Below are 26,409 nucleotides of genomic sequence, written 5' to 3' on the forward strand. Positions count from 1 at the left end.
GTGGCAAACTTTTAGAATTCATTAATGGCTTCCCAAAATCCTAACCAATTTCTGCTTTCTCTTCCTAAATGGATTCTTATCTGTGCTTTAGTAGGCATATTTTCAGGTTCTGCATCTGCTTTCTTTTTAGTTGCTTTAGAATGGGTTACACAATTTAGAATCCAGCATAAGTGGATTATCTGGCTTTTGCCTTTTGGCGGATTTTTGGTTGGATTGAGTTATTACTATTGGGGAGAATCTGTTGCCAAAGGAAATAATCTTTTACTGGAAGAATATGAAGAACCTAAGAAAGTGATACCTTTTAAAATGGCTCCTTTAGTTCTTTTAGGAACATTACTTACCCATTTATTTGGAGGATCTGCAGGACGCGAAGGAACAGCAGTACAGATGGGAGGCGCAATTGCCGACCAATTTACCAAGTTTTTCAACCTTGATCATTCAGAACGCAGAATTTTAATCATTCTCGGAATAAGCGCGGGTTTTGCCTCTGTTTTTGGAACACCTCTGGCTGGTGCCATTTTTGCATTGGAAGTTTTATATTTCAGTAAAATTAACTTCAAAAGCATTTTACTTTCTTTTCTAGTAGCTTACGCTGCTTATTTTACTGTAGAATTTTGGCAAATAAAACATACACATTACAGCATTCCAATAATTCCAGAACTTAGCTTAAACAATATAATTTTTACTCTAATTATTGGAGTTTTATCAGGATTTGCGGCTTTATTATTTTCTAGAAGCACACATTTTTGGGGCTATATTTTTTCAAAAAACATTAAATATCCTCCGCTTCGTCCTGTAATTGGCGGTGTGATTTTAGCTATTGCTATTGCAGGTTTAGGTTTTACAAAATTCTCTGGACTAGGCGTTCCTGTTATTGTTGATTCCTTTTCAAATGCAAATCAGTGGTATGATTTTTTACTTAAAATTTTATTTACAGGATTTACACTCGGAGCTGGTTTTAAAGGCGGAGAAGTAACGCCTTTATTTTTTGTTGGAGCTACTTTAGGAAGCGCTTTATCAACCGTAATTCCGATGCCAATTGCTCTCTTAGCAGGAATCGGATTTGTTGCTGTCTTTTCTGGAGCAACCCATACTCCTATTGCCTGCACCGTTATGGGAATGGAATTATTCGGAATTGCTCCTGGAATCTTCATCGCAATCGCCTGCACAATTGCTTATTTTTCTTCTGGTTCTATTGGAATCTACAAATCTCAGATTGTAAAAGGAGCAAAATATAAATTATACCAAAAATTTCTTTAGAGTATCTTAGTCTCAGTCACAGTTTTCAGTCGCAGTCGTTGTTTACGCCAATAGTATGCTGCAAACTGGGCCTAAACAAGAAGACTGAAAACTGAGACTGAGACTGACCACTTAACACTGCCACTAAAATTATTTTCAGCATTACATTAAAAAAATGTAAATTCGCACACTATGAAAATACAAGATATTCAAGCGATTCAATTATTGCTTGCTGCACCAAAGAAAATCGCAATAATTCCGCACAGAGGACCAGATGGTGATGCCATGGGTTCTACTCTAGCTTTGTACCATTTTTTACTCAAAAATAATCATCAGCCAACCGTTATTTCTCCAAATGATTTTCCTGATTTTTTAGCTTGGCTTCCAGGTTCAGAAACAGTAAAAATCTATGAAAAAGACACTCAAAACTGTATTAAAATATTAGAAGAAGCCGAGCTTATTTTTACGCTAGATTTTAATGCTTTTCATCGTACAGGGGAAATGGAGCATACTCTAGCAAAACTTACAGCTCCATTTATCATGATCGATCATCATGAAAAACCTCATGATTATGCGGCTTATATGTACTCAGACACTTCTTACGGATCTACTTGTGAGATGGTTTATAATTTCATTGCCTTCTTAAACAAAAAAGAAGATATTGATAAAACCATTGCCACTTGCATCTATACAGGAATTTTGACTGATTCAGGCTCTTTCCGTTTTCCAGGAACCACTGGAAACACGCATAGAATTATTGCCGAATTGATCGATTTAGGAGTCGAAAACACTCAAATTCCGGTTTTACTATACGATAATAGTTCTTTTAGCCGTTTGCAGTTATTGGGTCGTGCACTTCAAAACATGAAAATTTTTGAAGAACATAAAACGTCTTACATGACACTTACACAAGAAGAACTTGATTCGTTTAACTATGTAAAAGGTGATACTGAAGGAATCGTAAATTACGGATTAAGCATTCGCGGAATTGTTTTTACAGCCATATTTATTGAAAACAGAGAAGAAAAAATCATAAAAATTTCTTTCCGTTCTCAAGGCGGATTTGATGTGAACCAATTTGCAAGAGACCATTTTAATGGAGGCGGACATGTCAATGCAGCAGGCGGAAGATCTGAGGCTTCTATGGAAGAAACAGTAAATAAATTTGAAGATTTAGTCAAAAAACTAAAATTATAACCCAAATCATGAATTACCTAAAACTTAGCATTTACACTTTGCTTTTTACTGTTTTCTTAAGCAGCTGCAAGCATCATGAAGAAGCCAGAAGACCTATTTCTAGAGCTTCGGGAACATTCATGAAGAAATCGGCCGACCGAAATAAAAAGTTAGTCGCAAACGAAGAAAGCGTTATAAAAAAAATAATCCAAAACAATCCAAAAGTAAAATATTATGCCACGCCAAAAGGGTACTGGTTTTGCTACGAAGAAAAAAATACAGCAGAAACTGCAGCGCCAAGAAAAGGTGATATTGCTTACTTCAACATGGAAATAAAAGATATAAAAGGCAATAGTATTTACTCTGAATCTGATCTTGGCCCGCAAACCTATTATGTAGACAAACAAGATATTATGATGGGTTTACGGGACGGAATTAAAAGAATGCATAAAAATGAAACGGTTACGTTTTTATTTCCATCGCATATGGCATACGGATATCACGGAGACAACAAAAAAATTGGTCCAAACGAATCTTTAATCGTTACGGTTACGCTTAGAAATTTTGTTCCAGATCCAGCGGCACAAACGGCAAAACCAGCTACACAATCGCCTCAAACCGCAACACCAAAACCTCCAGTTGCAAAACCTGCAGCGCAAGCCAATAAAGACACATTAACTCAATAAACACAATATCTTAAAATGAAAAAGAGTATTTTATTATTACTAATAGCCGTAAGCTCATTTTATTCTTGTAAGGACGATCACAGTAATCTGCCAGATGGTTTATATGCCGATATCGAGACAAACAAAGGTCACATCATTGTGGAACTTGATTACAAAAAAGCACCTATCACTGTAGCCAACTTTGTGACTTTAGCTGAAGGCAAAAACGAGTTCGTAACACACGAACAGTTAAAAAAGAAACCTTTCTTTGATGGTCTAAAATTTCATAGAGTAATCGAAAGTTTCATGATTCAAACTGGTGACCCGTTAGGAACTGGTTCTGGTGATACTGGATATAAATTTAAAGACGAATTCTCAGATTTAAAATTTGACAAAGCCGGAGTTTTGGCAATGGCCAATAACGGACCTGGCACAAACAGCAGCCAATTTTTCATCACTCACGTAGAGACTCCTTGGTTAGATAACCTTCATACTATTTTTGGTCATGTGGTAAGCGCAAAAGATCAGGAAGTGGTCAACAAAGTGGTTCAAGGTGACAATATTGTTTCTGTTACGATCATCAGAAATGGTGAAGCTGCTAAAAAATTTGATGCTGTAAAAGTATTCCATGATTATTTTGCTGACATTGCGAAAGAACAGCAGAAATATGCTGGAGTTCAAAAAGAAAAAGTAGATTCTTATGCTACTTTAAAAGCAAAAGCAACTAAAACGACGAGCGGTTTAGAATATGTAATTACAGAAAAAGGAAATGGCAAAAAACCTGCTGCAGGAAGCCAAATCTACATTAGCTATGCAGGTTTCCTTGAAAACGGAACTTTGTTTGACACTAGCATTGAAGAAGTGGCAAAACAATTCGGAAAATTTGATCCAGCTAGAGCAGCACAAGGCGGCTACCAGCCAATTCAATTTCAAGCTGGAAAAAAAGACGGTTTAATTCCTGGTTTTATTGAAGGGGTTGAACAATTATCTTTTGGAGACAAAGCAGTTCTTTTCATTCCGTCTCACTTGGCTTATGGAGCAACCGGTGCTGGAGGTGTAATACCGCCAAATGCTAATATTATTTTCGAAATTCAAATTTCAGACAAAAAATAACCGAATTATAGACTTAAAATTAAAAAGCAATGAAATTTAAATTTCTGTTTTTATTTTGCTTAGCAATAGTAAATATTCAGGCTCAAACTAAAAAACCTGCTGCAAAGCCAGCAGCTAAACCTGCAACAGCAGCAACTGCTGCGGCAAATCCAGGCGATGGAATTTTTGCAACAATTTCTACTACAAAAGGAGACATTGTGCTTTCTTTAGAATATGTAAAAGCTCCTGTTACAGTAGCAAACTTCATTACTTTAGCAGAAGGAACAAATCCTAATGTCAAAGCATCTCTTAAAGGAAAACCATTTTATAACGGATTAAAATTTCACAGAGTTATTAACGATTTCATGATTCAAGGTGGTGATCCTGAAGGAAATGGCACTGGAGGTCCAGGATATTCTTTTAAAGATGAATTTGTAGACGATTTAAAATTTGAAAAAGGCGGTGTGCTAGCGATGGCAAATTCTGGTCCTGCAACAAACGGAAGCCAATTTTTCATTACACATAAAGATACACCTTGGCTGAACGGAAAACATACTATTTTTGGACATGTGGTTTCTGGAATGGACGTTGTAAATAAAATTGTTCAGGACGATGTAATGACAAAAATCGTTATTACACGCAAAGGTGCAGCAGCAAAGAAATTTGATGCTTTGAAAGTTTTAAGTGATGATGTTAAAAAAGAAGCCGCTAAAAAAGAAGAAGCAAAAAAAGTAATAACGGCTAAAGCAGCTTATTTTAAAGACTTGAAAGCAAAAGCAACTGCCACTTCAACAGGTTTAAAATATGTAGTAACTCAAAAAGGTACTGGCGTTAAAGGTGCTGAAGGTTCTACAATCTACTTTCACTACGCTGGATATTTTGAAGACGGAAACTTATTTGACAGCAGCATGGCTCAAGTAGCAAAAACACACGGAAAATATGATGCAAACAGAGATGCTCAAGGCGGTTACAAAGCTTTTCCTTTTACAGTTGGTAAAAAAGACGGTATGATTCCTGGTTTTATTGAAGCGCTTGATATGATGACAGACGGAGAAAAAGCGACTTTCTTCTTGCCTTCAAATTTAGCGTATGGAGAAAAAGGCGCTGGCGGTGTAATTCCTCCAAATGCAACTTTGATTTTTGAAATTGAAACATATCAAAATCAGCCTAATTAATTAGAAAAGAGAAGATTTGTTCTTCATAAATATAAAAAGCCATCAGAATTATTTTTGATGGCTTTTCTATTTTCGCCATTTTAGTTTTTTAAAGAATTCTTAATTCAAGACTTTAAAACCCATTTTTGTTGCCATTTAATTACCATTTTCAACATAGTACGATAGAATCCTAAACAAAATAGCTTACCTTTGCCGGCTTAATTTTTTAAAACAGATAATTTATGACGTCGCAAAATAATGTATTAAAAGGTGTTTTTCTTGTTGCTTTGGGAGCAACCACTTACGGAATGTTGGCCACATTTGTAAAAATGGCTTATTCTGAAGGATACACAACTGCAGAAGTCACAACCTCACAATTTATTTACGGAATTCTAGGTATTCTTATAATCAATCTTTTTCAGCGCATTAAAAACAAAAATACAGCCGTAAAAGCATCTCCTAAAAACATTTTCAACTTAATGCTCGCAGGAACTTCATTAGGAATGACAAGTTTATTTTACTATTTGGCTGTCAAATATATTCCTGTTTCTATTGGAATCGTTTTATTAATGCAAACCGTTTGGATGGGAGTTTTACTTGAAATGATTTTAGAAAAAAAATTGCCTTCAAAACAAAAAGTAATTGCTGTATGTATTGTGCTTTTCGGAACTGTTTTAGCAACCAATATTATCAATAATGATATCAAATTAGACTGGAGAGGTTTAGTTTGGGGAATGCTGGCCGCAGCTTCTTTCACTACAACAATGTTTACTGCCAATCGTGTCGCAACCGAAATTTCTTCAGCGCAAAGAAGTCTTTATATGCTTCTAGGCGGTGCTATTATTGTTTTTTCATTCGCTTTTGCAACTCAGGTAACTGCATTCAATCTAGAAATCTTCTTAAAATGGGGAATTGTTTTATCATTGTTTGGCACTATAATTCCACCGCTTTTAATGACTGCTGGATTTCCTTTAACGGGAATTGGATTAGGAAGCATAGTTTCTGCGCTTGAACTGCCAGTTTCTGTAATGATGGCCTATGTTTTATTAAACGAAAAAGTAATCTTTTCTCAATGGGTTGGAATTGTATTGATCATTCTAGCCATTATTATTATGAATGTAAATTTCAAGCCTAAAAGATAACTCCAAATAAGCATTATTAAAAAAAACAGTTCTGTAATGCAATAATTGTTAATTTTTTTATAATTTCGTGATAAACAATTAAATATCATGATTTTACCTTGGCATTTATATTTAATGGCTTCCTTATATATTCTTGCTGGACTAAATCATTTTAGAAATCCTGGAATGTACATAAAAATCATTCCGCCTGCATTTAAAAACCCCAAATTAATAAATATTTTAAGTGGTGCCGCCGAAATCATTTTAGGCATCTTTCTGCTCCTGCCTTTTTCATCACATTTTGCCGCCTGGGGAATTATAATGCTATTAATTGCTGTATTTCCTGCTAATTTGTACATGTTTCAAAATAAAAAAGCAGGTTTTGGTTTACCAAGATGGATTTTATTTGTACGTTTGCCCTTACAAATTGTTTTAATTTATTGGGCTTACCAATATACATTCTAAACATTAACCATTAAATTATTTTATTATGAAAAAATTATTTGCAGAGTTTTTTGGGACTTATTGGCTTGTTTTTGGCGGATGCGGAAGCGCAATTTTTGCTGCTGGAATTCCAGATTTAGGAATCGGATTTGCGGGTGTTGCTTTAGCTTTTGGTTTAACGGTACTTACCATGGCATACGCTGTTGGTCATATTTCTGGCGGTCATTTTAATCCAGCGGTTTCTTTTGGTTTGTGGGCAGGCGGAAGATTTTCTGGTAAAGATCTTATTCCGTACATTATTGCACAATGTGTTGGAGCTGCTGCTGCTGCCGGAACTTTATACACAATAGCTTCTGGAAAGGCTGGTTTTGCAATAGACAACACAAAAGCTGGTGCCTTTGCATCTAATGGTTTTGGAGCTTTTTCTCCTGATGGTTATTCGTTACAGTCTGCTTTTATTGCAGAATTTGTACTTACTTTATTCTTCTTATTAGTAATTTTAGGAGCAACCGATAAATTTGCAAACGGCAGATTTGCAGGAATCGCAATTGGTTTGGCTCTGACTTTAATACACTTAATCAGTATTCCAATTACAAATACTTCTGTAAATCCTGCAAGATCATTATCTCAAGCTATTTTTGTTGGTGGAGAGCCATTATCTCAGGTTTGGCTGTTTTGGGTCGCCCCTATTCTTGGTGCATTAGGGGCTGGTTTCCTTTATAAAACACTGCTTCAAAATCATGCCGAAGCATAAAAGAGAAGAAGTCGACATATCATCAAAAAAAATAAAATATGGAATTTTTATATTTCTTACTTATAGGAGCCATTTCTGGATGGCTAGCCGGTCAAATCTGGAAAGGTTCTGGTTTTGGATTACTTGGCAACATCGTTGTTGGAATCATAGGCGGATTTATCGGAGGATGGATCGCCGGAAAACTTGGTATAGGAGGCGGAGGTCTTCTGTGGCAAATTCTGATTGCCGTAGGTGGTGCTTGGGTTTTATTATTTATAATCAGCCTCATCAAAAAATAATAACCAATTAGTTGGTACATAATTGAAATCGAAAGAGAAAATCTGATATATTTATATTTGATTTTCTCTTTTTTTGGATAAAATCAACAAGAAAATTTTATTTCAACTCAAATATGTATGTATTATGAACGAAATCATTTCTTACTTCAGTACGATTCCATCGTCGCATAGAAGCCTTATTCTGGTAGGTGGTATTACGATTTTCTGGCTTATTGAAAACAGTTTCCCTTTGTTTAAAATGCAATATAAAAAATGGCCTCATGCTGGAATAAATTTCTTTTTTACCTTCACCACCATTGTAGTCAACTTTATTCTTGCGTTTATTTTAATAAAAACCGCGGCATGGACAATCGAAAATAATTTTGGAATTCTGCAATGGCTTCCGCAAATGCCTATTTTGCTTTATACCATAATTGGGTTATTGCTTTTGGATTTAATTGGGGCTTATTTAGCTCATTTGGTAGAACACAAGGTAAAAATTTTATGGCAGTTTCATTTAGTTCACCATACCGACACTTGGATCGACACTACAACAGCAAATAGACATCATCCGGGAGAAAGCGTAGTCCGTTTTGTTTTTACCACTTTAGGCGTTTTAATTGTTGGAACACCAATGTGGATGGTCTTCCTCTATCAGTCATTATCTGTTATTGCTTCACAATTTAATCACGCCAATATTTCGCTTCCAGAAAAATTAGATGTTTTCTTAAGTTATTTTATCGTTTCTCCAAATATGCATAAAGTTCACCATCATTATGTGCTGCCTTACACGGATAGCAATTACGGAAATATTTTTTCTGTCTGGGACAGACTTTTTGGAACTTTCACCTATTTGCCCAAAGATCAGCTTGTATACGGTGTAGATACTCATATGCTTCCTGAGGAAAATAATGAGTTGAAGAATTTGTTAAAAATTCCATTTCAAAAATCAAGATCCTTTAAAAACAGCTAAATTCTCTAAAAAAAGTGCACTTTCCTGAACCAACTTATTATTTTTTTTTTTAATATTGATACAAGAATTGAAAATCAATCTATTAATAATTAACACCCTATTTTGAATTAATTTTCACGAGATGAAAAAGAGTAGCCGCAAAGAATTAACTCCGGAACAAACCGAAAGACTTGTTTCGTTAGCTTTAGAAGAAAGAAATCCATTTGAAATTATAAAAAAAGAATTTGGATTGGCAGAAAAAGAAGTCCTGGACATCATGAAAAAGAAAATGCCTCTTGAAAAATTTGAGATGTGGAAAAAGAAGGCAATTGCGAACAAGCCAAAACCAAAACCAGTTAAAATAGATGATTTTGATGAAGATTTGGACGGAAAATATTATATTAAGAATAAATTAGACTAACATAGAGCTCCTGTTTTTCAGGAGTTTTTTTTATTATTAAATTTATTGTGATTTTTTAGTAACTTTTTAATGCTTTTTGTGACAAATACAATTAACTAAACATATACAAATGAAAAAAATACTTTACACCTTAGCTCTAGCGGTCACTTTTTGGAGCTGTAAAACAGGGAGCACAGGAGCCGCAAAAAGCAATATAGTTGAAGTTAATATCAATTTAACGGATGTTAAAGACGATAAAGTCTTAGTAACAGTCACACCACCAGCCATTAAAACGGATGAAATTGTTTACAGTATTCCGAAAACCGTCCCTGGAACCTATTCAACAGATAATTACGGAAAGTATTCTGAAGATTTCAGAGCATTTGATGCTAAAGGCAATCCTCTTACAGTAAAAAGATTAGACGATAATTCTTGGTCTATTTCAAACGCAAAAACACTAAAAAGAATTACTTATTTAGTAAACGATACTTTCGATACTGAAAAAGGAACTGGATTTGGAAACGATGATGTTTTCTCTCCTGCAGGAACAAACATCGATGCCGGAAAAAATTTCATGGTTAATACTCATGGATTTGTGGGGTATTTTAAAGATAAATTAGATGTTCCGTACAAAGTTACTATCACTCATCCTGAAACACTTTGGGGAGCAACTTCTATGACCGATCAGGATGCAAGCAATACTTCTGATGTGTTCACGACTTCTCGTTATGCAATTTTGGTAGAAAACCCAATTATGTATTCTAAACCTGATTACACTACTTTTAATGTAAACGGAATGGACATCTTAATTGCCGTATACTCTCCTACTGGAAAATATACTGCTGAAAGCATTACTCCAGAGATGAAAACGATGATGACCGCGCAGAAAAACTTTTTAGGAAAAGTAAATTCTACTAAAAAATATACTGTGTTATTGTACTTATCAAGTATGGCAAAAGATGATGCTCACGGTTTTGGAGCTTTGGAACATCCAACTGCTACAACGGTAGTTTTGCCAGAATCTATGCCAAAAGAAAAATTGGTAGAATCTATGAAAGATGTGGTTTCTCATGAGTTCTTCCACATTGTAACTCCATTAACTATTCACTCAAAAGAAATTCAGTATTTTGATTACAATGCACCAAAAATGTCTGAACATTTATGGATGTATGAAGGTGTAACAGAATATTTTGCTAATCTTTTCCAAATCAACCAAGGTTTGATTGACGAATCTGAATTCTATACTCGTATTGCCGACAAAATTGCACAATCTAAACAATTAGATGATACAATGTCTTTTACTGTAATGAGTAAAAATGTATTAGAACAGCCTTATAAAGACCAATACTTAAATGTGTACCAAAAAGGAGCTTTAATTGGAATGTGCATCGATATTATCATTAGAGAAAAAAGCAATGGAGAAAGAGGAATTCTTGATTTAATGCATAAATTATCTGATGAATATGGTGTTGAAAAACCGTTCAATGACGATGAATTATTTGCTAAAATCACTTCATTGACTTATCCTGAAGTTGGAGACTTTTTAAACAAATATGTGGCTGGAACTACTCCAATTCCTTACGATTTTTACTTAGCTAAAGTTGGTGTTACAAAAGCAATGGAGAAAAAATCTGGAAATCCGTTTATTAAAGGGCAAACTCCATACATTACGGTTGATAAAGCAACAAAAGAAATTGCTGTTCGCCCAGATTCAGAATCTGTTGATTTCTATAAAAATCTGAATTTAAAAGGTGGTGATAAAATCTTAGCTGTAAATAATAAATCATACAATTTGGATAACATTTATGATTTGGTTACTGAAAGCGAAAACTGGAAAGATAATGACCCAATTACCTTGAAAGTAAAACGTGGCGGAAAAGAAGAAACCATTAAAGGAACTGTAAAACTACCTTTTGAAGAAGCTGAAACTTTTAAAGCAACTGATGCTTCAAAGGAGAAACTTAAAAATGCATGGTTAAAAGGTTAATTTCCTTTTAAAGCATAAAAAAACCGACAAGTGATTGTCGGTTTTTTTATGCTTTGTCATCCTGAGGAACGAAGGATCGCACTTGCTAATCGTCAAAGATTATCAAATATACTTTGTGGAGTTTCTTGTGTGATCCTTCCTTCGTGAGGATGACAATATTATACCTATTTCTTCACAGGAAATTTCCAATCAAACTCATCTTTGTTGTTGATGATCGCTCCAATTTCAAACTTCACTACTTCATCAAATTCAGTTTGAAGGATAAACCAATTGTCTTCGTTGAAATAGTTTTCAAAAGTATCAAAAGTCTCTTGATTGTATTTATTGATTCCTTTTGCAGCGAAATCTTTCTTTACATCAGCAATTTTTCTTCCGATTAATTTGAATCCGAAAACTTCTAAGTCATTACTTGAAGCTACAATATATCCCAATTTAAGATCTTCTTCCTGATAAAAAGTTAATCTCATTTTATGAGCATTGTAAACAAAAATTACGTTATCATCTTCGTCTTTATAGTTTTTATCAGGTTTTCCTAAAGCAGCTGTTACGTCATTCTGCTTCATTCCGAAAAGCAGTTTATCTATTCCTGATTTTAAATTGATCTTCATATTGATTGTCTTTATTTGAAGTGCAAATTTCGTGAAGTTTTTATAAAATTGGATACATTTCTGTTTTTATTAAAAATTAATTATTTAATACGGCCAACTTTTCTAGCAACTGTTATATAATCTTCTGATTCAACAAATTTTATAGCTTCTAAAATTATACGATTCAATGCATCCGTTTCACTTTGAGATATGTTTGTTCCGAATTTAGCAACTTTAATTTCTGAAAGTATTTCCTTTTCTAATGATGATCGTATCTCAACCTCCTTTCTGTTTAGCAAAAGACTCCCGGGAACTAAACTATTTTCAATTTGTCTTTTACTTTTTTCTAAAATGACTTTTTGCACAAAATCAATTTCATAAAAAATTGAATTATCTTTTTTCATTTTTAATGTGACAGTTCCCCCATCCATCCAAACACCAACATTTTCAATTATAATTTCCTTTTCCATTTGAAATTATTTACCAACAAAATTCTTTTTATTCGGTTTACTGCTCATATAAAATGTAATTTTCCCTCCATTTATAACATCTTCATGTTTCAAGAAAGGTTTCGAAAGTTCTTTTCCGTTTAAAAGTACTTTTGAAACAAAAACATTTTTATCAGATTGATTTACGGTTTCAACTTCAAATGTCTTTCCATTTTCTAAATTTAAAATAGCACTTTTAAGCAACGGACTTCCCAATGCGTATTCATCAGAACCCGGAGCAACTGGATAAAATCCTAAACTGCTGAAAATATACCAAGCACTCATTTGTCCGAAATCATCATTTCCGCCTAAACCATCAGCGCCATTTCGGTACATTTTTTTCAAAATCATTCTAATTTTATCTTGAGCTTTCCACGGAGAATCTGTCCAGTTGTACAAGTACACAACATGATGCGAAGGCTCATTTCCATGAACATAATTTCCAATAATCCCGTCTCTTGTGATATCTTCAGTATTTTCAAAATATTTGTCTGGAAGATGCATATTGAATAATGAGTCTAAACGAACTTTAAATTTCTCATTTCCTCCCATCAATTGAATCATATTGGCAGGATCTTGCGGAACATATAAGCTGTAATTCCACGAATTTCCTTCAATAAAACCTTGTCCGTGGGTATCTAATGGATCAAATTCTTTCTTAAAGGTTCCGTCATTCAATTTCGGACGCATAAAACCTGTTTTTTCATCATAGACATTTTTATAATTTTTAGATCTATTGATGAATTCATTATAAATAGCTGTCTTTCCCAATTTCTTCGCAGCTTGCGCAATTGCCCAGTCATCATAAGCATATTCTAAAGTTTTAGAAACCGAAGCGCCATTTTTATCTTCTGGAACATAGCCTTTATTCATATAAAATTCTAAACCATCATAATACGGCACTTTTGCAGTATTAACACAAGCTTGAAGCGCTTTTTCGGCATCAAAACTGATGTTGCTTTTTACAATTGCATCTGCCACAACCGAAACAGAATGATATCCAATCATACACCAATTTTCGTTAGCATAATGTGACCAGATTGGAAGCATTTTATGAACGCTTTGATCCGAATGTGCCAGCATCGAACTTACCATATCTCCGTTTCTTTTTGGCTGCACAATATTAAATAATGGATGCAAAGCACGATACGTATCCCAAAGCGAATAACTGGTATAATTGGTAAAGTTTTCGGCTTTATGAACATTCATATCCAGACCCTTATAATTTCCGTTTAAATCCATGTATTCCGTTGGACCTAAAAATGCATGATACATTGCAGTATAAAAATTTACCAAATCTTCCTTTTGAATGGTTTCAACCTGAACTTTATTCAATTCTTTGTTCCAAACTTCCTGACTTTGCTTTTTCACTTTTTCGAAATCCCAATCAGGTGTTTCTTTTTTCATGTTTTCAAGTGCTCCGGCAGAACTCACAGGCGACAATGCCATTTTGATTTTGATTTTTTCTCCTTCATTCGTATCAAAATCAAAAAACAATTTTAGGTTTTGTCCTGCCATTTCTGGAAAATTTTTCGTTTGATCAAATCTTCCCCAGAAACCTCTGTAAACGCTTTTTTCCTGAGCCGCTTGTCCGTAACTCTTAATGGGTTTATTAAATGACATCGCAAAATAAACTGTTCTGGTTCTTGCCCAGCCGTTTGTCTGACGGTATCCTGTTATCAGAGTATCGTTTTCTACACGAACAAATGTCCAAACATTCTTTTTATCATAATTATAAATTCCTGAAGTCAAATCGAGAATGATATGTGCCTCATCAGATTTCGGAAAAGTATACTGATGCATTCCGACACGAGTTGTTGCCGTAAGTTCTGCCTTTATTTTATGATCTTCCAGAAAAACGCTGTAGTAAGCTGGTTCAGCTTTTTCTGTCGAATGCGAAAATGCCGATCTATAACCCGATAATGGTTTTGATGCCACACCTGGATTTAATTGTAGTTTTCCTGTTGTTGGCATAATCAAGAAATCGCCTAAATCTGAATGTCCTGTTCCACTGAAATGGGTATGGCTGAAACCTACAATCGTTTTATCTTCGTACTGATAACCAGCACAGTATTTATAGACTTCGCCGTTATATTTTCCGTTTAAACTATAAGCAATAGTGTCCGTTTCTGGGCTCAATTGTACGCTCCCAAAAGGAACTGTTGCTCCTGGATAAGTATGTCCCATTTTGGCTGTTCCAATCATCGGATCAACATACTGAATAAGGTTTCTTTTTTCAGTTACTTTCTTCTGCCCATTTATAGTATTTGAAAAAGCGAACAGTAAAATTGATAGTCCGAAAAAGCAATTTTTAAAGTTAGTTTTGATCATTTTAGATTTTTTATTTTCTGAAATCTTTGTGTTTTCAATTCATGCAGAAAAGTACAACAAAATCTATTTTTAAAAAACATAAATTTAGCAGGACTCAAAAGGTTTAAATATCTTTGGTCTACTAAAAGCCGAATCTAAACATGAAAAAATATATTTTAATTTTACTTTCTTTTTCTTCTTCATTTATTTTTTCTCAAAAAATTGAAAGCCATAGATTAACGAAACAGGAAATTGCGCAACGAGAACTCGAAAATCTAACCGATTTTCCGATCTACAGAGCGTTTGAGTTTAGTGATAAAGGTGGTGTTTATGAATTGGTTTTGGGCGAAAACCAGAAAACAATTTCTAAGAAAGATACTCTAAACACCAAAATACAGGCAATTTGTGTCATAAATGATCATGGCGGTTTTTTGGAAAAATGGAGAATTAACGACTTACTTGAAGATACTCTCCCAAAAGAAAAAAATATTTGGTTCTGGACAAAATATTGCAGCACAAAAGATATTGATGGCGACGGTTATATTGAACCTGTTATTGTGTATGGAACTCGCAACGAAGATGGCTATATAAGGCGCGTAAAAATTATTACGGTTTATAAGAACAAAAAATATGTTATTCGCGCAGTTGAATGCGATTTCGATAATTGCAGAAGTTTTGAAAAGGATCAAAGTTGGAATACGCTTCCGCAGAAAATAAAAACGTATATCAATCAATTGACTGAAAAAATGAGAAAAGAACAGAATGTGCTTTTAAAAAACGGGTAGATTTAATTGATAATTGATAATTGCTATTCGCTCATTTCATCATAACGTTCTGGAACTTGCGGATCGTAAAGCGGGCATTTGAATTCTTCCATGATATCTACTAATTTATTCATGGTTTTTCCTTCTGTTCCGTAGCAGTCAATTTTTACACTTTGCGGAGTGGTAATTACTTGAAATGCACCTTTCCCTTTAGGATTCTTCCAGCTATTTTCATCCACTCTTTCCCATTCAGAAAAAACAGAATTGATTCTATTCACGATTACTTCAACTTGAAGTTCAGCCAGACCTTCAACTTCTTGTTTTTCAACAAGCGCTTCATAAACTTCCTGATTATTCAGGTAAATTTCGTCTAGATATCTCCAAAAAAGTAATTCGTACATAATATAATGTTTTAAAAAAAGATAGAGATGCACAATTATGCATCTCTAAATTTAATAATTATTTTTAAAAGTTTCAAAATCTTTGCAACTCTGAACCTTTGAACCTTTGCAACTTAAAAATTAATAATTGAATGTTCCGTATTCGCTAGTAATAGTAAGTTTTTTAGAATCCGAAACTTCTACTCTACCTACGATTTGTGCGTCTACATTGAATGATTTCGAAATTTCAATAATATCTTGTGCGATATTTTCCGGAACATAAAGCTCCATTCTGTGACCGCAGTTGAATACTTGATACATTTCCTTCCAATCTGTTTTTGATTGTTCTTGAATTAATTTGAACAATGGCGGCACTGGAAATAAATTATCTTTTATAATGTGCAAATCTTTTACGAAATGTAAAATTTTAGTTTGTGCACCACCGCTGCAATGCACCATTCCGTGAATATCTTTTGGTGTGTATTTATCTAAAATCTTTTTGATAATTGGCGCGTAAGTTCTGGTTGGCGAAAGCACTAACTGACCTGCATTTATCGGACTGTTTTCTACCTCATCAGTCAAATTTACTTGTCCTGAATAAATTAATTCTTCTGGAACTGCTGCATCGTAACTTTCAGGATATTTTTTTGCTAAATATTTGCCGAAAACGTCGTGACGCGCTGAAGTTAATCCATTACTTCCCATTCCGCCGTTATAGCTTTTTTCGTAAGTTGCTTGACCAAAAGAAGCTAAACCAACAATTACATCTCCAGCTTGAATGTTTGCATTATCTACAACATCAGAGCGTTTCATTCTTGCTGTTACAGTAGAATCTACAATAATAGTTCGAACGACATCGCCAACATCAGCAGTTTCCCCTCCCGTTGAATGAATGGTAACTCCGAATGATTTTAATTCGTTGATTAATTCTTCTGTTCCGTTGATGATGGCAGAAATAACTTCGGCAGGAATTAAATTTTTATTTCTTCCAATAGTAGAAGAAAGCAGAATATTATCTGTTGCACCAACACATAGTAAATCATCAATATTCATGATTAAGGCATCTTGAGCGATTCCTTTCCAAACCGAAAGATCTCCAGTTTCTTTCCAATACATATAAGCCAAAGATGACTTTGTACCTGCTCCGTCAGCGTGCATAATAAGGCAATGCTCATCATCCTGTGTTAGATAATCAGGAACAATTTTACAAAATGCTTGCGGAAATAAACCTTTGTCAATATTTTTTATAGCGTTATGTACGTCTTCTTTTGATGCCGAAACACCTCTTTGTGCATATCTTTTGCTAGAATCTGAACTCATGAAAATTAGTTTGTGTTGATGTGCTGCAAAGATAATCCCTTTTTTTAATTCTTTTACTTATTCGATTATTTGATTCTAAAAAAAATTGCCACGAATTACACAAATTTTCACAAACTTTTATCTTTCTATAAAATCATCTTCATCTGAAGATTTTTGAAAAAATTAATTTGCGTGAATTCGTATAATTCGTGGCAAAACTATATTCCAAAATTATTATTTCGTGAATAACAATTCTCTGTATTTAGTCAATGTCCAGCTTTCGTCATCTACTAGCAGCTCTAATTTATCGCAGTGATTACGAATATCTTCAAAATAAGGCTTCACATTATTGCAATACGCTTCTGCCATTTTTTGCGCATCTGTCAATTGATTTGCTTTTTTTCTTTCGTTAGTCATTGCCAATACTTTAGAATTGATTCCTTCAATATGACCTGAAATTTCTTTAATTAAAACAATCTGCTCTTTGGCTAATGCTTCAAAATCTTTTCCGAAAATTTCTTTTAGTCCTTTAACGTTGTCAATTAAAGTATTTTGGTAACGAATTGCAGTCGGGATAACATGATTTCTAGCAATATCTCCTAAAACACGTCCTTCAATTTGGATTTTTTTAGTGTATTCTTCCAGTTCGATTTCATAACGCGCTTCAGCTTCAACATGATTAAAAATTCCTAATTGCTCAAACAAATCCAATGCTTGTTTAGAAACTTTAGCCTTAATCGCTTCTGGAGTAGTTTTAAAATTGCTTAAACCTCTTTTTGCCGCTTCTTTTTCCCAAGCTTCGCTATAACCGTCGCCTTCAAAAAGAATCTTTTTAGATTGTTTGATGTATTCTCTTAAGACATTAAAGATTGCATCGTCTTTTTTCATGTCTTTATTTTCAATCAAATTCTCTACTTCATTTTTAAAGTCAAATAATTGTTTTGCTACAATCGCATTCAAAGTTGTCATTGCATTTGAACAGTTTGAATTTGAACCGACTGCTCTAAACTCAAATTTATTTCCTGTAAAAGCAAAAGGCGAAGTTCTGTTACGATCTGTATTGTCTAATAATACGTCTGGAATTTTACCAACAACATTCAATTTCAAATCTGTTTTTTCTTCTGGCGAAAGTTTTCCTGTTGTTACGCTTTCTAATTCAGATAAAACTTTTGTCAATTGAGCACCAATAAATACAGACATAATCGCTGGCGGCGCTTCGTTTGCTCCTAATCTGTGATCGTTACTTGCTGTTGCAATAGAAGCTCTAAGCAAAGTTTCGTTATCGTTTACTGCTTTTATTGTATTAATAAAGAAAGTCAGGAACTGTAAATTACTCATTGGGGTTTTACTCGGACTCAATAAATTAACTCCTGTATCGGTAGCCAATGACCAGTTGTTGTGTTTCCCGGAACCGTTAACTCCTTTAAATGGTTTTTCGTGAAATAATACTTTAAAGTCATGACGCTCTGCCACTCTCTGCATTACATCCATTAATAAAGAGTTATGGTCAACTGCTAAATTCGTTTCCTCAAAAATCGGAGCCAACTCAAACTGATTTGGCGCTACCTCATTATGACGCGTTTTTACAGGAATACCCAATAACATACATTCCTGCTCCAAATCTCTCATATAGGTAAGAGCGCGAGTTGGGATAGATCCGAAATAATGATCATCTAACTGCTGTCCTTTTGCAGACGTGTGTCCTAATAATGTTCTCCCTGTCATCATTAAGTCTGGGCGAGAATTTGCCAAAGCTTTATCGATCAAGAAATATTCCTGCTCCCATCCTAAAGTTGCTGTTACCTTTTTTACGTTTTTGTCAAAGTATTTACAAACTTCAGTCGCTGCCTCATCAATTGCAGATAATGCTCTTAATAAAGGAATTTTATTATCTAAAGCCTCGCCAGTGTACGCAATAAATACTGTTGGGATACATAAAGTTGTACCATATATAAAAGCTGGAGAAGTTGGATCCCATGCTGTATAACCTCTTGCTTCAAACGTATTTCTAATTCCGCCGTTCGGGAAACTAGAGGCATCTGGTTCTTGCTGTACCAATTGCGCGCCTCCAAATTTTTCTACAGATTCGCTTCCGTCATAAGAAGTTTCAAAAAAAGCATCATGTTTTTCTGCCGTAGTTCCTGTCAATGGCTGAAACCAGTGCGTATAATGAGTCACTCCCTTAGAAAGAGCCCATTCTTTCATTCCCATGGCAATATAATCAGCCAGCTTTCTATCTATTTTTGTTCCATGCTGGATGGCATCTCTTACTCCTCTAAAAGCATCTGAAGTTAAATATTGCTTCATTGCTTTTTCATTAAACACATTTGAACCGAAAAGATTTGATTTTCGGCCAATTTCTTCAAAATGCACCGGCTTTCTGTTAGAAGCTTGCTGTAAAGCTTGAAAACGTAATGTTGACATGGTTATGTATATTTTAAATTCGTAATAATTTTCATTAAAAAAATAAGAGACAAATATAAACAATAAATGAGCCTATTTTAAATATAAACAATAGAAATTTAGTCAACGATTTTTCAACAGAAGACGCTTTTTATGAAGAATAATGAATTCAAATCGCAGAAATATAACAAAACTGTACGGTATTATTGATTAAATAAACATTTTTTCATAATTTCTTAACTCATAAATTCAAAAATGAGCCTTAATTATTACGAATTTATTTTTTTAAGGTTCATAAAATTGCTTTTTTTAAAATATACCCCTATCAAAATTGCGCTTATCCAAAAAATTATACTTCACAAAACAAAATAGCCCCCTAATTTTTGGGACTAAAAAAATAAATCTATATTTGACCCAACGAAAAAAAACAAAAAAATTAATTTATATTATTATGGCTAAAATTAAGTTAGAGTACATTTGGTTAGACGGATATGAACCAACTCAAAATCTTAGAAGTAAAACTAAAGTTGAAGAACATGAAAACTTCAAAGGAACATTAGAAGAACTTGGAAATTGGTCATTTGATGGTTCATCAACAAGACAAGCTGAAGGTGGATCTTCTGACTGTTTATTAGTTCCAGTTGCAATCTATCCAGATCCAACTCGTATCAACGGATGGTTAGTAATGTGCGAAGTTATGTATGCTGACGGAACACCACACCCTTCTAACGGTAGAGCTACAATTGATGATGATAATGATGATTTTTGGTTTGGATTCGAACAAGAGTATTTCATTATGGATACTAAAACTCAACTTCCACTTGGTTTCCCAGTTGGAGGATACCCTGCTCCACAAGGGATGTACTACTGTTCAGTAGGTGGAAAAAACACACACGGTAGAAAATTAGTTGAAGAGCACGCTGATTTATGTATTGCTGCTGGAATCAACTTTGAAGGAATCAACCAAGAGGTTGCTTGCGGACAATGGGAGTTCCAATTATTCGCTAAAGGAGCTAAAAAAGCTGGAGACGAAATCTGGGTTGCTCGTTACCTATTAGACCGTTTAACTGAGAAATATGGTTACTATATCGAATATCACCCAAAACCTCTAGGAGATACAGACTGGAACGGTTCTGGTATGCACGCTAACTTCTCTAACACAGTTCTTAGAACATGCGGTTCTCAAGAAGTTTACGAGAAAATCTGCGAGGCTTTCCGTCCTGTTACAAAAGAGCACATCGCGGTTTACGGAGCTTACAACGAGCAACGTTTAACTGGTAAACACGAAACTGCTTCTATCAACGATTTCTCTTATGGAGTTTCAGACAGAGGATGTTCAATCAGAATTCCTTTAATGACTGTTCAAAGAGGATGGAAAGGTTGGTTGGAAGACAGAAGACCAGCTTCAAACGGAGACCCTTACAAAATCGCTGCTAGAATTATCAAAACTGTTAACTCAGCGCTATAATTCAAAGCTTACATTATATTCTAAAAGTGCCACATTTATTTGCTGGCACTTTTTTTTTGAAAAAATCTTAACAAGTTCAACTTTGTCAAAGTTTCAAACTTTGACAAAGTTCACTCATAACTCATAACTCATAACTTATAACTTATAATTTTAAAAGCAAGTTTCTGATAAATTTAATTTTTAAGTTAAACTTCAAAACTTATCTTTGTAAATCATTTAAAAAAAATCATTATGATAGTCTGGTCACTCTTTTTACTTGCTGTAGTTTTTATTCTTGCTTTAGACTTAGGGGTCTTCAACAAAACACCACATATTATTAGCACAAAAGAAGCCAGCAAATGGACCTTAGTTTGGGTTACCTTATCCTTCCTGTTTTCAGGGGTAATTTATTGGCTGTACACTACAGATTATATCGCAAACCCAGATGATTTAAAACCATCAGTCGCTTCGATGAAGTTTATAACGGGTTACTTAATTGAACTTTCGCTAAGTGTCGATAACATTTTTGTTATTGCCATTATTTTTGCTTCATTCAAAATTCCGCAAAAATACCAGCACCGTGTTTTGTTCTGGGGAATCTTAGGGGCTATTGTTTTCCGCGGATTGATGATTTTCTTCGGAGTAATGCTGATCAATAAATTTGCTTGGACAACTTATGTATTTGGAGTTTTCTTAATATTTACTGCGATAAAAATGCTTTTTTCTGGAGAAGAAGAAGATTTTCACCCAAAAGACTCATTCGTTTACAAGACATTAGGCAAAGTTATGCCTATTACATCTGAAATGGATGGAGAAAGATTTTTCATTTCAACCAAAACAGCAAAAAAAGCTGCTACTCCATTATTCGTAGCCCTAATTGTTATTGAAGTTATGGACGTTTTATTTGCTGTTGACAGCGTTCCCGCAATTCTTGCTATAACCAAAGATCCGTTTTTAGTATTCAGTTCCAATATTTTTGCTATTCTAGGACTACGTTCTATGTATTTCTTCTTAGCAAATATGCTGGCAAAATTCAGTTATTTAGAATACAGTTTGGTAGCAATATTAGCTTTTGTTGGATTAAAAATGCTTTTGCACGATTTCTTCCACGTACCAGAATGGGCTTCATTAGGATTTATTGCTTTATCTCTTCTAGTAGGAATTTTGGTTTCTCTTAAGTTCGGACCAGAAAAAGTTTTAAATGATTCGTCAAGCGAAGAATAATAGCTATAAAAATATATTCATAAAAAAAGGAAATCTTAAGATTTCCTTTTTTTATGAATATATCAAAAACCATCACAGCTTAATTTGTTGCACCTGACTCTCACTTAACTTAGCAGCTTTCATTACATCATTAAGACTATTTTTATTAACTGTCGAAGCTAAAGCAGAAGGAATTACAACAATTCGAAAAGATTGGTTATTTATATAACTAGGAGTTTCTGCAAGATCATAATTTGCTCCTACATAAATTTGAAAATCTTTTTTACTAAAATCGTAATCGTATGTTATTTCATCTCCATTATTAAAGTAAAGCGTGGTTGGAATTAATTGCCAAATTGGAGTTTGAGGATTTATTGTCCCTTTTAATCGATAAACTAAAACTGTTTCATCGTCAAACAAATCACCTCCAACTTTACTTTGAAAAGTTCCAGAAATAAAATAACCGTCATTAGCATTATATGAAAAATTTGCATTTAAAATTTCAAATGCTTCTCCAGTTAAACCATCTCTTCCTGGAGGCCCTTCTGGTCCTTCACAGCTAGAAAATGCAATTAAACCGATAACTGCAAATAAGGTAAGTATCTTTTTCATAATTATTTTTTTTAAGGATTATACTATAAAGGTATTCCAAAAATTAAACCAAAAAAAAGAAAAACATGATTTTCCTCTAACTTTTTTAAACCTCATCCACATTTGCTGAATCATCTTACTTGTAAAACACTCGTAATTAAAGGATAAACAAAAAAATAATTTTCAAAAAAAAGCATCCGCTTTTAACGGATGCTTTAAATAAGATTTATAAATTATTTAATTACCTGCAGAAATAATTTTTTTAGTACTACTGCCTTTGTTAGTTGTAATTTGTAAAATGTAAACTTGGAATTTACCTACGTAGAAATCAATATTAAAGTTATATTCTTTTCCAAAATAAGAATCTGTATCTGTTTTTGAAGATAACAGTTTTCCTGATAGATCAAACAATTCAATTTTTACATTGGTAGCATAATCAAAGTTATAACGAATCGTAATGTAGTTTTTGAATGGAACAGGATAAGCATCAAAACCAGGTTTTTTACTTTCTTTTGCGCTACTCTGCACTACAGCTGTTTCCTGAGTAGTAGGTGCCTGAGTAACTATTGACTCTTGAGTAGCGACACAAGCAAGTGGCTGAATATTGTATCCTATTGCGATTCTACATTCGTCAAATGCATTATTTATCAAATCTACTAAGCTTGCAATATCAGAAAGAGAAACTCCATAAGTGTTTCCTCCACCTAATGCTTGATTAGCCAAGTTAAACAAATCACCAACTGTTTTATCTCCTCCTAGTTTACTAACGACATTATTCGGAATAGTGTAATATTTGTATTCATTACTTACTGTTCCGTCAGGATTACAAGAACGTACTTTTGGAGTTTTAGATCCACAACCGCCCTCAGGTTGAGCAACTGCCAATATACCTGCCTGCAATTTAAATTTACTCAATTCACTATCAATACCTAAATTAAGTCCTAACGTAATGGTTTGAGCCAATAAGGTATTATCAAGTTTTCCTTTTTTAAGATATGATGCAGGTAATGCGCTTATATGAGGATCTCCATTTGCCAATTTTTTACTTGCACCTCCTCCTGGCAAAACTGCTATTACACCATTAATATCAGCTTGATTATTAGATACCAAAACAGATTTTCCAACTAAACCAATTGTCATTGTTCCTCCTGGATAAGCACTTAATGCTTTCGCAATAAGAGCTTTGGTTGTGTAAGATTGTCCTCCTACACAGGCAATACCTCCAACATTTCCGTAAGCTCCTTGAGTATAAGTACAAATTGGTGTTGTACACGGAGTGATCAAAAATGTAGATACTTTTTTAATCGTTTCACAATTGTTAGAAACAACGTATTCAATAACTAATGCTGTTCCAATCTGAGGTTTCACAAATTGAGATAAATCTGTAGCCTGAACATTTCCAGCACATCCTCCCGTAAATTTAAATCCGGCAATCCAAGCTGCAAATGCACCATCTGGATCCTCACCGCAAACAACTGTTTTATTTGGAGGACTTAAAACATTAAGCAAGTTTACTTTAGTAATAGTAAAGTCTCGGCTGATTGTAGTTTCATAACATTTATCAGTTACTTTATAGCTAACTGTTGTTGTTCCACCCTCACATAATTTTGGTGCAACCGGACTGCCTTGAATAGCTCCTTTCGCATCACAACCGCCGCTTACTTTAAAGCCTGCTTTGAAGGTTTCAAAAGCAGCATCCAATGCAGCCTGATCAGCGTAGATACAAGCAGAAGCGCTTACTGCAGCAGGAGCCTCTGGTGTTACAGCTGCAGGAACGGTAATGGTAAAGTCTCTAGTGATTGTAGTTGTATAACATTTATCAGTAATCATATAACTTACACTGGTAGTTCCGCCCTGACATAAGTTTGGCGCTGTCGGATTACCTACAAATGAACCTTTGGCATCACAACCACCACTTACGCTAAAGCCTTGTTTGAAGATTTCAAAGGCAGCATTTATAGCAGCTTGGTCAGCATAAGCGCAAGCGGAAGCGCTAAACGGATCTGGCGATACAGGAACCACTGCTGAAGGAGCTGTAATCGTGAAGTCTCGGCTGATGGTTGTCTCATAGCATTTATCAGTCACTTTATAGGTAACTGTCACTGTTCCGCCATCGCATAAATTCGGCGCTACGGGACTGCCTTGGATTTCCTCTTTCGCATCGCAGCCGCCGCTTACGCTAAAGCCTGATTTGAAGGTTTCGAAAGCTGCGTCCAATGCAGTCTGATCGGCATACGTGCATGCGGAAGCGCTAAACGGATCTGGCGTTACAGGAACCACTGCTGAAGGAGCGGTAATCGTGAAGTCTCTGCTGATGGTTTCTTCATAGCATTTGTCGCTCACTTTATAGGTAACTGTCACTGTTCCTCCGTCGCATAGTTTCGGCGCTACGGGACTGCCTTGGATTTCCCCTTTCGCATCACATCCTCCGCTTACGCTAAAGCCCGCTTTGAAAGTCTCGAAAGCTGCGTCCAATGCTGCCTGATCGGCATACGCGCAAGCGGAAGCGCTAAACGGATCTGGAGATAAAGGAACCACTGGTGAAGGAGCGGTAATGGTGAAGTCTCGGCTGATTGTAGTAGTGTAGCATTTATCAGTAATCATGTAGCTTACACTTGTAGTTCCGCCCTGACATAAGTTTGGCGCTGTCGGATTACCAATAAATTCACCTTTAGCATCGCAGCCGCCGCTTACGCTAAAGCCTTGTTTGAATATCTCGAAAGCTGCGTCCAATGCTGCCTGATCGGCATACGCGCAAGCGGAAGCGCTAAACGGATCTGGAGATAAAGGAACCACTGCTGAAGGAGCGGTAATGGTGAAGTCTCTGCTGATGGTTTCTTCATAGCATTTGTCGCTCACTTTATAGGTAACTGTCACTGTTCCTCCGTCGCATAGTTTCGGAGCTGTCGGACTGCCTTGGATCTCCCCATTCGCATCACAGCCGCCGCTTACGCTAAAGCCTTGTTTGAATATCTCGAAAGCTACATCCAATGCTGCCTGATCGGCATACGCGCAAGCGGAAGCGCTAAACGGATCTGGCGATACAGGAACCACTGCTGAAGGAGCGGTAATCGTGAAGTCTCTGCTGATCGTTTCTTCATAGCATTTGTCGCTCACTTTATAGGTAACTGTCACTGTTCCTCCGTCGCATAGTTTCGGAGCTGTCGGACTGCCTTGGATTTCCCCTTTCGCATCGCAGCCGCCGCTCACTTTAAAGCCTGATTTGAAGGCCTCGAATGCGGCATCCAGTGCGGCCTGGTCTGCATACGCGCAGGCTGAAGCGCTGACTGCGGTCGGAGCTTCTGTGCTCACCGTCGCAGGAGCCGTAATCGTAAAGTCTCGACTGATGGTTGTAGTGTAGCATTTATCAGTAATCATGTAGCTTACACTTGTAGTTCCGCCCTGACATAAGTTTGGTACTATTGGACTGCCCACAAATTCACCTTTCGCATCACAGCCGCCACTTACGCTAAAGCCTGCTTTGAAGGTCTCGAAAGCTGCGTCCAATGCTGCCTGATCGGCATACGCACAAGCAGAAGCGCTAAACGGATCTGGAGATACAGGAACCACTGCTGAAGGAGCAATAATGGTGAAGTCTCGGCTGATGGTTGTCTCATAGCATTTATCGGTCACTTTATAGGTAACTGTCACTGTTCCGCCGTCGCAAAGTTTCGGCGCTACGGGACTGCCTTGGAT

Annotated in this window: 23 protein-coding genes; 15 read left to right on the plus strand and 8 right to left on the minus strand. The window is 35.3% G+C overall.

Annotated elements, in window-relative coordinates; all coding sequences use genetic code 11:
- Window positions 1–24: 24 nt before the first annotated feature.
- The 12 genes from BLP44_RS06305 to BLP44_RS06360 all read left to right on the plus strand — a co-directional run bounded on the left by BLP44_RS06305 (window position 25) and on the right by BLP44_RS06360 (window position 11,241).
- Window positions 25–1,260, plus strand: coding sequence for a voltage-gated chloride channel family protein (locus BLP44_RS06305; RefSeq protein ID WP_091130678.1), 1,236 nt, complete (start codon window positions 25–27; stop codon window positions 1,258–1,260).
- A 171-nt stretch (window positions 1,261–1,431) separates the two neighbouring features.
- Window positions 1,432–2,436: a DHH family phosphoesterase gene (locus tag BLP44_RS06310; protein WP_008462454.1), complete on the plus strand. Its 1,005-nt coding sequence runs from the start codon at window positions 1,432–1,434 to the stop codon at window positions 2,434–2,436.
- Window positions 2,437–2,444: 8 nt separating this feature from the next.
- Window positions 2,445–3,101, plus strand: a complete 657-nt coding sequence (gldI, locus tag BLP44_RS06315; protein WP_066032316.1) for a gliding motility-associated peptidyl-prolyl isomerase GldI — start codon at window positions 2,445–2,447, stop codon at window positions 3,099–3,101.
- Between the two features lie 15 nt (window positions 3,102–3,116).
- A complete protein-coding gene (locus BLP44_RS06320) occupies window positions 3,117–4,193 on the plus strand; it encodes a peptidylprolyl isomerase (RefSeq protein WP_091130679.1) in 1,077 nt (358 codons plus the stop codon).
- A gap of 29 nt (window positions 4,194–4,222) precedes the next feature.
- Window positions 4,223–5,347, plus strand: coding sequence for a peptidylprolyl isomerase (locus BLP44_RS06325; RefSeq protein ID WP_091130680.1), 1,125 nt, complete (start codon window positions 4,223–4,225; stop codon window positions 5,345–5,347).
- A 221-nt stretch (window positions 5,348–5,568) separates the two neighbouring features.
- The gene (locus BLP44_RS06330; protein ID WP_008462450.1) at window positions 5,569–6,468 is read left to right on the plus strand and encodes an EamA family transporter; all 900 of its coding nucleotides are present in this window, start codon (window positions 5,569–5,571) and stop codon (window positions 6,466–6,468) included.
- 87 nt (window positions 6,469–6,555) lie between these two features.
- Window positions 6,556–6,912 carry a DoxX family protein gene (locus BLP44_RS06335; protein ID WP_066032319.1) on the plus strand — a complete coding sequence of 119 codons (357 nt, stop codon included), beginning with the start codon at window positions 6,556–6,558 and terminating at the stop codon, window positions 6,910–6,912.
- Between the two features lie 25 nt (window positions 6,913–6,937).
- Complete coding sequence (gene aqpZ, locus BLP44_RS06340; protein WP_091130681.1) at window positions 6,938–7,645, plus strand: aquaporin Z; 708 nt, start codon at window positions 6,938–6,940, stop codon at window positions 7,643–7,645.
- Between the two features lie 38 nt (window positions 7,646–7,683).
- Window positions 7,684–7,923, plus strand: a complete 240-nt coding sequence (locus tag BLP44_RS06345) for a GlsB/YeaQ/YmgE family stress response membrane protein (protein WP_008462447.1) — start codon at window positions 7,684–7,686, stop codon at window positions 7,921–7,923.
- A 124-nt stretch (window positions 7,924–8,047) separates the two neighbouring features.
- Window positions 8,048–8,875 carry a sterol desaturase family protein gene (locus tag BLP44_RS06350; protein ID WP_091130682.1) on the plus strand — a complete coding sequence of 276 codons (828 nt, stop codon included), beginning with the start codon at window positions 8,048–8,050 and terminating at the stop codon, window positions 8,873–8,875.
- A gap of 121 nt (window positions 8,876–8,996) precedes the next feature.
- Window positions 8,997–9,275 (plus strand): DUF2805 domain-containing protein, encoded by a 279-nt coding sequence (locus BLP44_RS06355; protein ID WP_008462445.1) that lies wholly within the window; start codon window positions 8,997–8,999, stop codon window positions 9,273–9,275.
- A gap of 109 nt (window positions 9,276–9,384) precedes the next feature.
- A complete protein-coding gene (locus BLP44_RS06360; RefSeq protein ID WP_091130683.1) occupies window positions 9,385–11,241 on the plus strand; it encodes a M61 family metallopeptidase in 1,857 nt (618 codons plus the stop codon).
- A 164-nt stretch (window positions 11,242–11,405) separates the two neighbouring features.
- On the opposite strand, the gene BLP44_RS06365 is transcribed toward BLP44_RS06360, so the two are convergent.
- The 3 genes from BLP44_RS06365 to BLP44_RS06375 form a co-directional block, all read right to left on the minus strand.
- A complete protein-coding gene (locus tag BLP44_RS06365) occupies window positions 11,406–11,849 on the minus strand; it encodes a hypothetical protein (RefSeq protein WP_066032324.1) in 444 nt (147 codons plus the stop codon).
- Window positions 11,850–11,929: 80 nt separating this feature from the next.
- Entirely contained in the window at window positions 11,930–12,298 is a 369-nt protein-coding gene (locus BLP44_RS06370; RefSeq protein ID WP_008462442.1) for a hypothetical protein, read from the minus strand.
- Window positions 12,299–12,304: 6 nt separating this feature from the next.
- Window positions 12,305–14,647, minus strand: coding sequence for a GH92 family glycosyl hydrolase (locus BLP44_RS06375; protein WP_091130684.1), 2,343 nt, complete (start codon window positions 14,645–14,647; stop codon window positions 12,305–12,307).
- Window positions 14,648–14,787: 140 nt separating this feature from the next.
- Between BLP44_RS06375 and BLP44_RS06380 the strand changes: the two genes are divergently transcribed.
- Window positions 14,788–15,411 carry a M949_RS01915 family surface polysaccharide biosynthesis protein gene (locus tag BLP44_RS06380; RefSeq protein ID WP_008462440.1) on the plus strand — a complete coding sequence of 208 codons (624 nt, stop codon included), beginning with the start codon at window positions 14,788–14,790 and terminating at the stop codon, window positions 15,409–15,411.
- A 23-nt stretch (window positions 15,412–15,434) separates the two neighbouring features.
- Here the strand turns inward: BLP44_RS06380 and BLP44_RS06385 are convergent, their stop codons facing one another.
- The 3 genes from BLP44_RS06385 to BLP44_RS06395 form a co-directional block, all read right to left on the minus strand.
- The gene (locus BLP44_RS06385) at window positions 15,435–15,791 is read right to left on the minus strand and encodes a hypothetical protein (RefSeq protein ID WP_091130685.1); all 357 of its coding nucleotides are present in this window, start codon (window positions 15,789–15,791) and stop codon (window positions 15,435–15,437) included.
- 120 nt (window positions 15,792–15,911) lie between these two features.
- Window positions 15,912–17,090, minus strand: a complete 1,179-nt coding sequence (locus tag BLP44_RS06390) for an AIR synthase related protein (protein ID WP_091130686.1) — start codon at window positions 17,088–17,090, stop codon at window positions 15,912–15,914.
- A gap of 213 nt (window positions 17,091–17,303) precedes the next feature.
- The gene (locus BLP44_RS06395) at window positions 17,304–19,493 is read right to left on the minus strand and encodes a glutamine synthetase III family protein (RefSeq protein ID WP_008462435.1); all 2,190 of its coding nucleotides are present in this window, start codon (window positions 19,491–19,493) and stop codon (window positions 17,304–17,306) included.
- Window positions 19,494–19,923: 430 nt separating this feature from the next.
- On the opposite strand from BLP44_RS06395, the gene BLP44_RS06400 reads away from it, so the two are divergent.
- Complete coding sequence (locus BLP44_RS06400; RefSeq protein WP_008462434.1) at window positions 19,924–20,940, plus strand: glutamine synthetase beta-grasp domain-containing protein; 1,017 nt, start codon at window positions 19,924–19,926, stop codon at window positions 20,938–20,940.
- 231 nt (window positions 20,941–21,171) lie between these two features.
- Window positions 21,172–22,143: a TerC family protein gene (locus tag BLP44_RS06405; protein WP_066032329.1), complete on the plus strand. Its 972-nt coding sequence runs from the start codon at window positions 21,172–21,174 to the stop codon at window positions 22,141–22,143.
- A 72-nt stretch (window positions 22,144–22,215) separates the two neighbouring features.
- On the opposite strand, the gene BLP44_RS06410 is transcribed toward BLP44_RS06405, so the two are convergent.
- Together BLP44_RS06410 and BLP44_RS06415 are read right to left on the minus strand one after the other, a co-directional pair.
- Window positions 22,216–22,734 (minus strand): hypothetical protein, encoded by a 519-nt coding sequence (locus BLP44_RS06410; RefSeq protein ID WP_091130687.1) that lies wholly within the window; start codon window positions 22,732–22,734, stop codon window positions 22,216–22,218.
- A gap of 216 nt (window positions 22,735–22,950) precedes the next feature.
- On the minus strand, window positions 22,951–26,409 hold a 3,459-nt coding region (locus tag BLP44_RS06415), incomplete at its 5' end, for a T9SS type A sorting domain-containing protein (RefSeq protein ID WP_170830219.1).

The organism is Flavobacterium anhuiense (assembly GCF_900101855.1).
Taxonomy (GTDB): Bacteria; Bacteroidota; Bacteroidia; order Flavobacteriales; family Flavobacteriaceae; genus Flavobacterium; species Flavobacterium anhuiense.

What these genes read in the sequence shown, in the direction of transcription:
- BLP44_RS06305 (WP_091130678.1), top strand. Translation starts at nt 25, where the DNA reads ATGGCTTCCCAAAATCCTAACCAATTTCTGCTTTCTCTTCCTAAATGG.
- BLP44_RS06310 (WP_008462454.1), top strand. Translation starts at nt 1,432, where the DNA reads ATGAAAATACAAGATATTCAAGCGATTCAATTATTGCTTGCTGCACCA.
- gldI (WP_066032316.1), top strand. Translation starts at nt 2,445, where the DNA reads ATGAATTACCTAAAACTTAGCATTTACACTTTGCTTTTTACTGTTTTC.
- BLP44_RS06320 (WP_091130679.1), top strand. Translation starts at nt 3,117, where the DNA reads ATGAAAAAGAGTATTTTATTATTACTAATAGCCGTAAGCTCATTTTAT.
- BLP44_RS06325 (WP_091130680.1), top strand. Translation starts at nt 4,223, where the DNA reads ATGAAATTTAAATTTCTGTTTTTATTTTGCTTAGCAATAGTAAATATT.
- BLP44_RS06330 (WP_008462450.1), top strand. Translation starts at nt 5,569, where the DNA reads ATGACGTCGCAAAATAATGTATTAAAAGGTGTTTTTCTTGTTGCTTTG.
- BLP44_RS06335 (WP_066032319.1), top strand. Translation starts at nt 6,556, where the DNA reads ATGATTTTACCTTGGCATTTATATTTAATGGCTTCCTTATATATTCTT.
- aqpZ (WP_091130681.1), top strand. Translation starts at nt 6,938, where the DNA reads ATGAAAAAATTATTTGCAGAGTTTTTTGGGACTTATTGGCTTGTTTTT.
- BLP44_RS06345 (WP_008462447.1), top strand. Translation starts at nt 7,684, where the DNA reads ATGGAATTTTTATATTTCTTACTTATAGGAGCCATTTCTGGATGGCTA.
- BLP44_RS06350 (WP_091130682.1), top strand. Translation starts at nt 8,048, where the DNA reads ATGAACGAAATCATTTCTTACTTCAGTACGATTCCATCGTCGCATAGA.
- BLP44_RS06355 (WP_008462445.1), top strand. Translation starts at nt 8,997, where the DNA reads ATGAAAAAGAGTAGCCGCAAAGAATTAACTCCGGAACAAACCGAAAGA.
- BLP44_RS06360 (WP_091130683.1), top strand. Translation starts at nt 9,385, where the DNA reads ATGAAAAAAATACTTTACACCTTAGCTCTAGCGGTCACTTTTTGGAGC.
- BLP44_RS06365 (WP_066032324.1), bottom strand. Translation starts at nt 11,849, where the DNA reads ATGAAGATCAATTTAAAATCAGGAATAGATAAACTGCTTTTCGGAATG.
- BLP44_RS06370 (WP_008462442.1), bottom strand. Translation starts at nt 12,298, where the DNA reads ATGGAAAAGGAAATTATAATTGAAAATGTTGGTGTTTGGATGGATGGG.
- BLP44_RS06375 (WP_091130684.1), bottom strand. Translation starts at nt 14,647, where the DNA reads ATGATCAAAACTAACTTTAAAAATTGCTTTTTCGGACTATCAATTTTA.
- BLP44_RS06380 (WP_008462440.1), top strand. Translation starts at nt 14,788, where the DNA reads ATGAAAAAATATATTTTAATTTTACTTTCTTTTTCTTCTTCATTTATT.
- BLP44_RS06385 (WP_091130685.1), bottom strand. Translation starts at nt 15,791, where the DNA reads ATGTACGAATTACTTTTTTGGAGATATCTAGACGAAATTTACCTGAAT.
- BLP44_RS06390 (WP_091130686.1), bottom strand. Translation starts at nt 17,090, where the DNA reads ATGAGTTCAGATTCTAGCAAAAGATATGCACAAAGAGGTGTTTCGGCA.
- BLP44_RS06395 (WP_008462435.1), bottom strand. Translation starts at nt 19,493, where the DNA reads ATGTCAACATTACGTTTTCAAGCTTTACAGCAAGCTTCTAACAGAAAG.
- BLP44_RS06400 (WP_008462434.1), top strand. Translation starts at nt 19,924, where the DNA reads ATGGCTAAAATTAAGTTAGAGTACATTTGGTTAGACGGATATGAACCA.
- BLP44_RS06405 (WP_066032329.1), top strand. Translation starts at nt 21,172, where the DNA reads ATGATAGTCTGGTCACTCTTTTTACTTGCTGTAGTTTTTATTCTTGCT.
- BLP44_RS06410 (WP_091130687.1), bottom strand. Translation starts at nt 22,734, where the DNA reads ATGAAAAAGATACTTACCTTATTTGCAGTTATCGGTTTAATTGCATTT.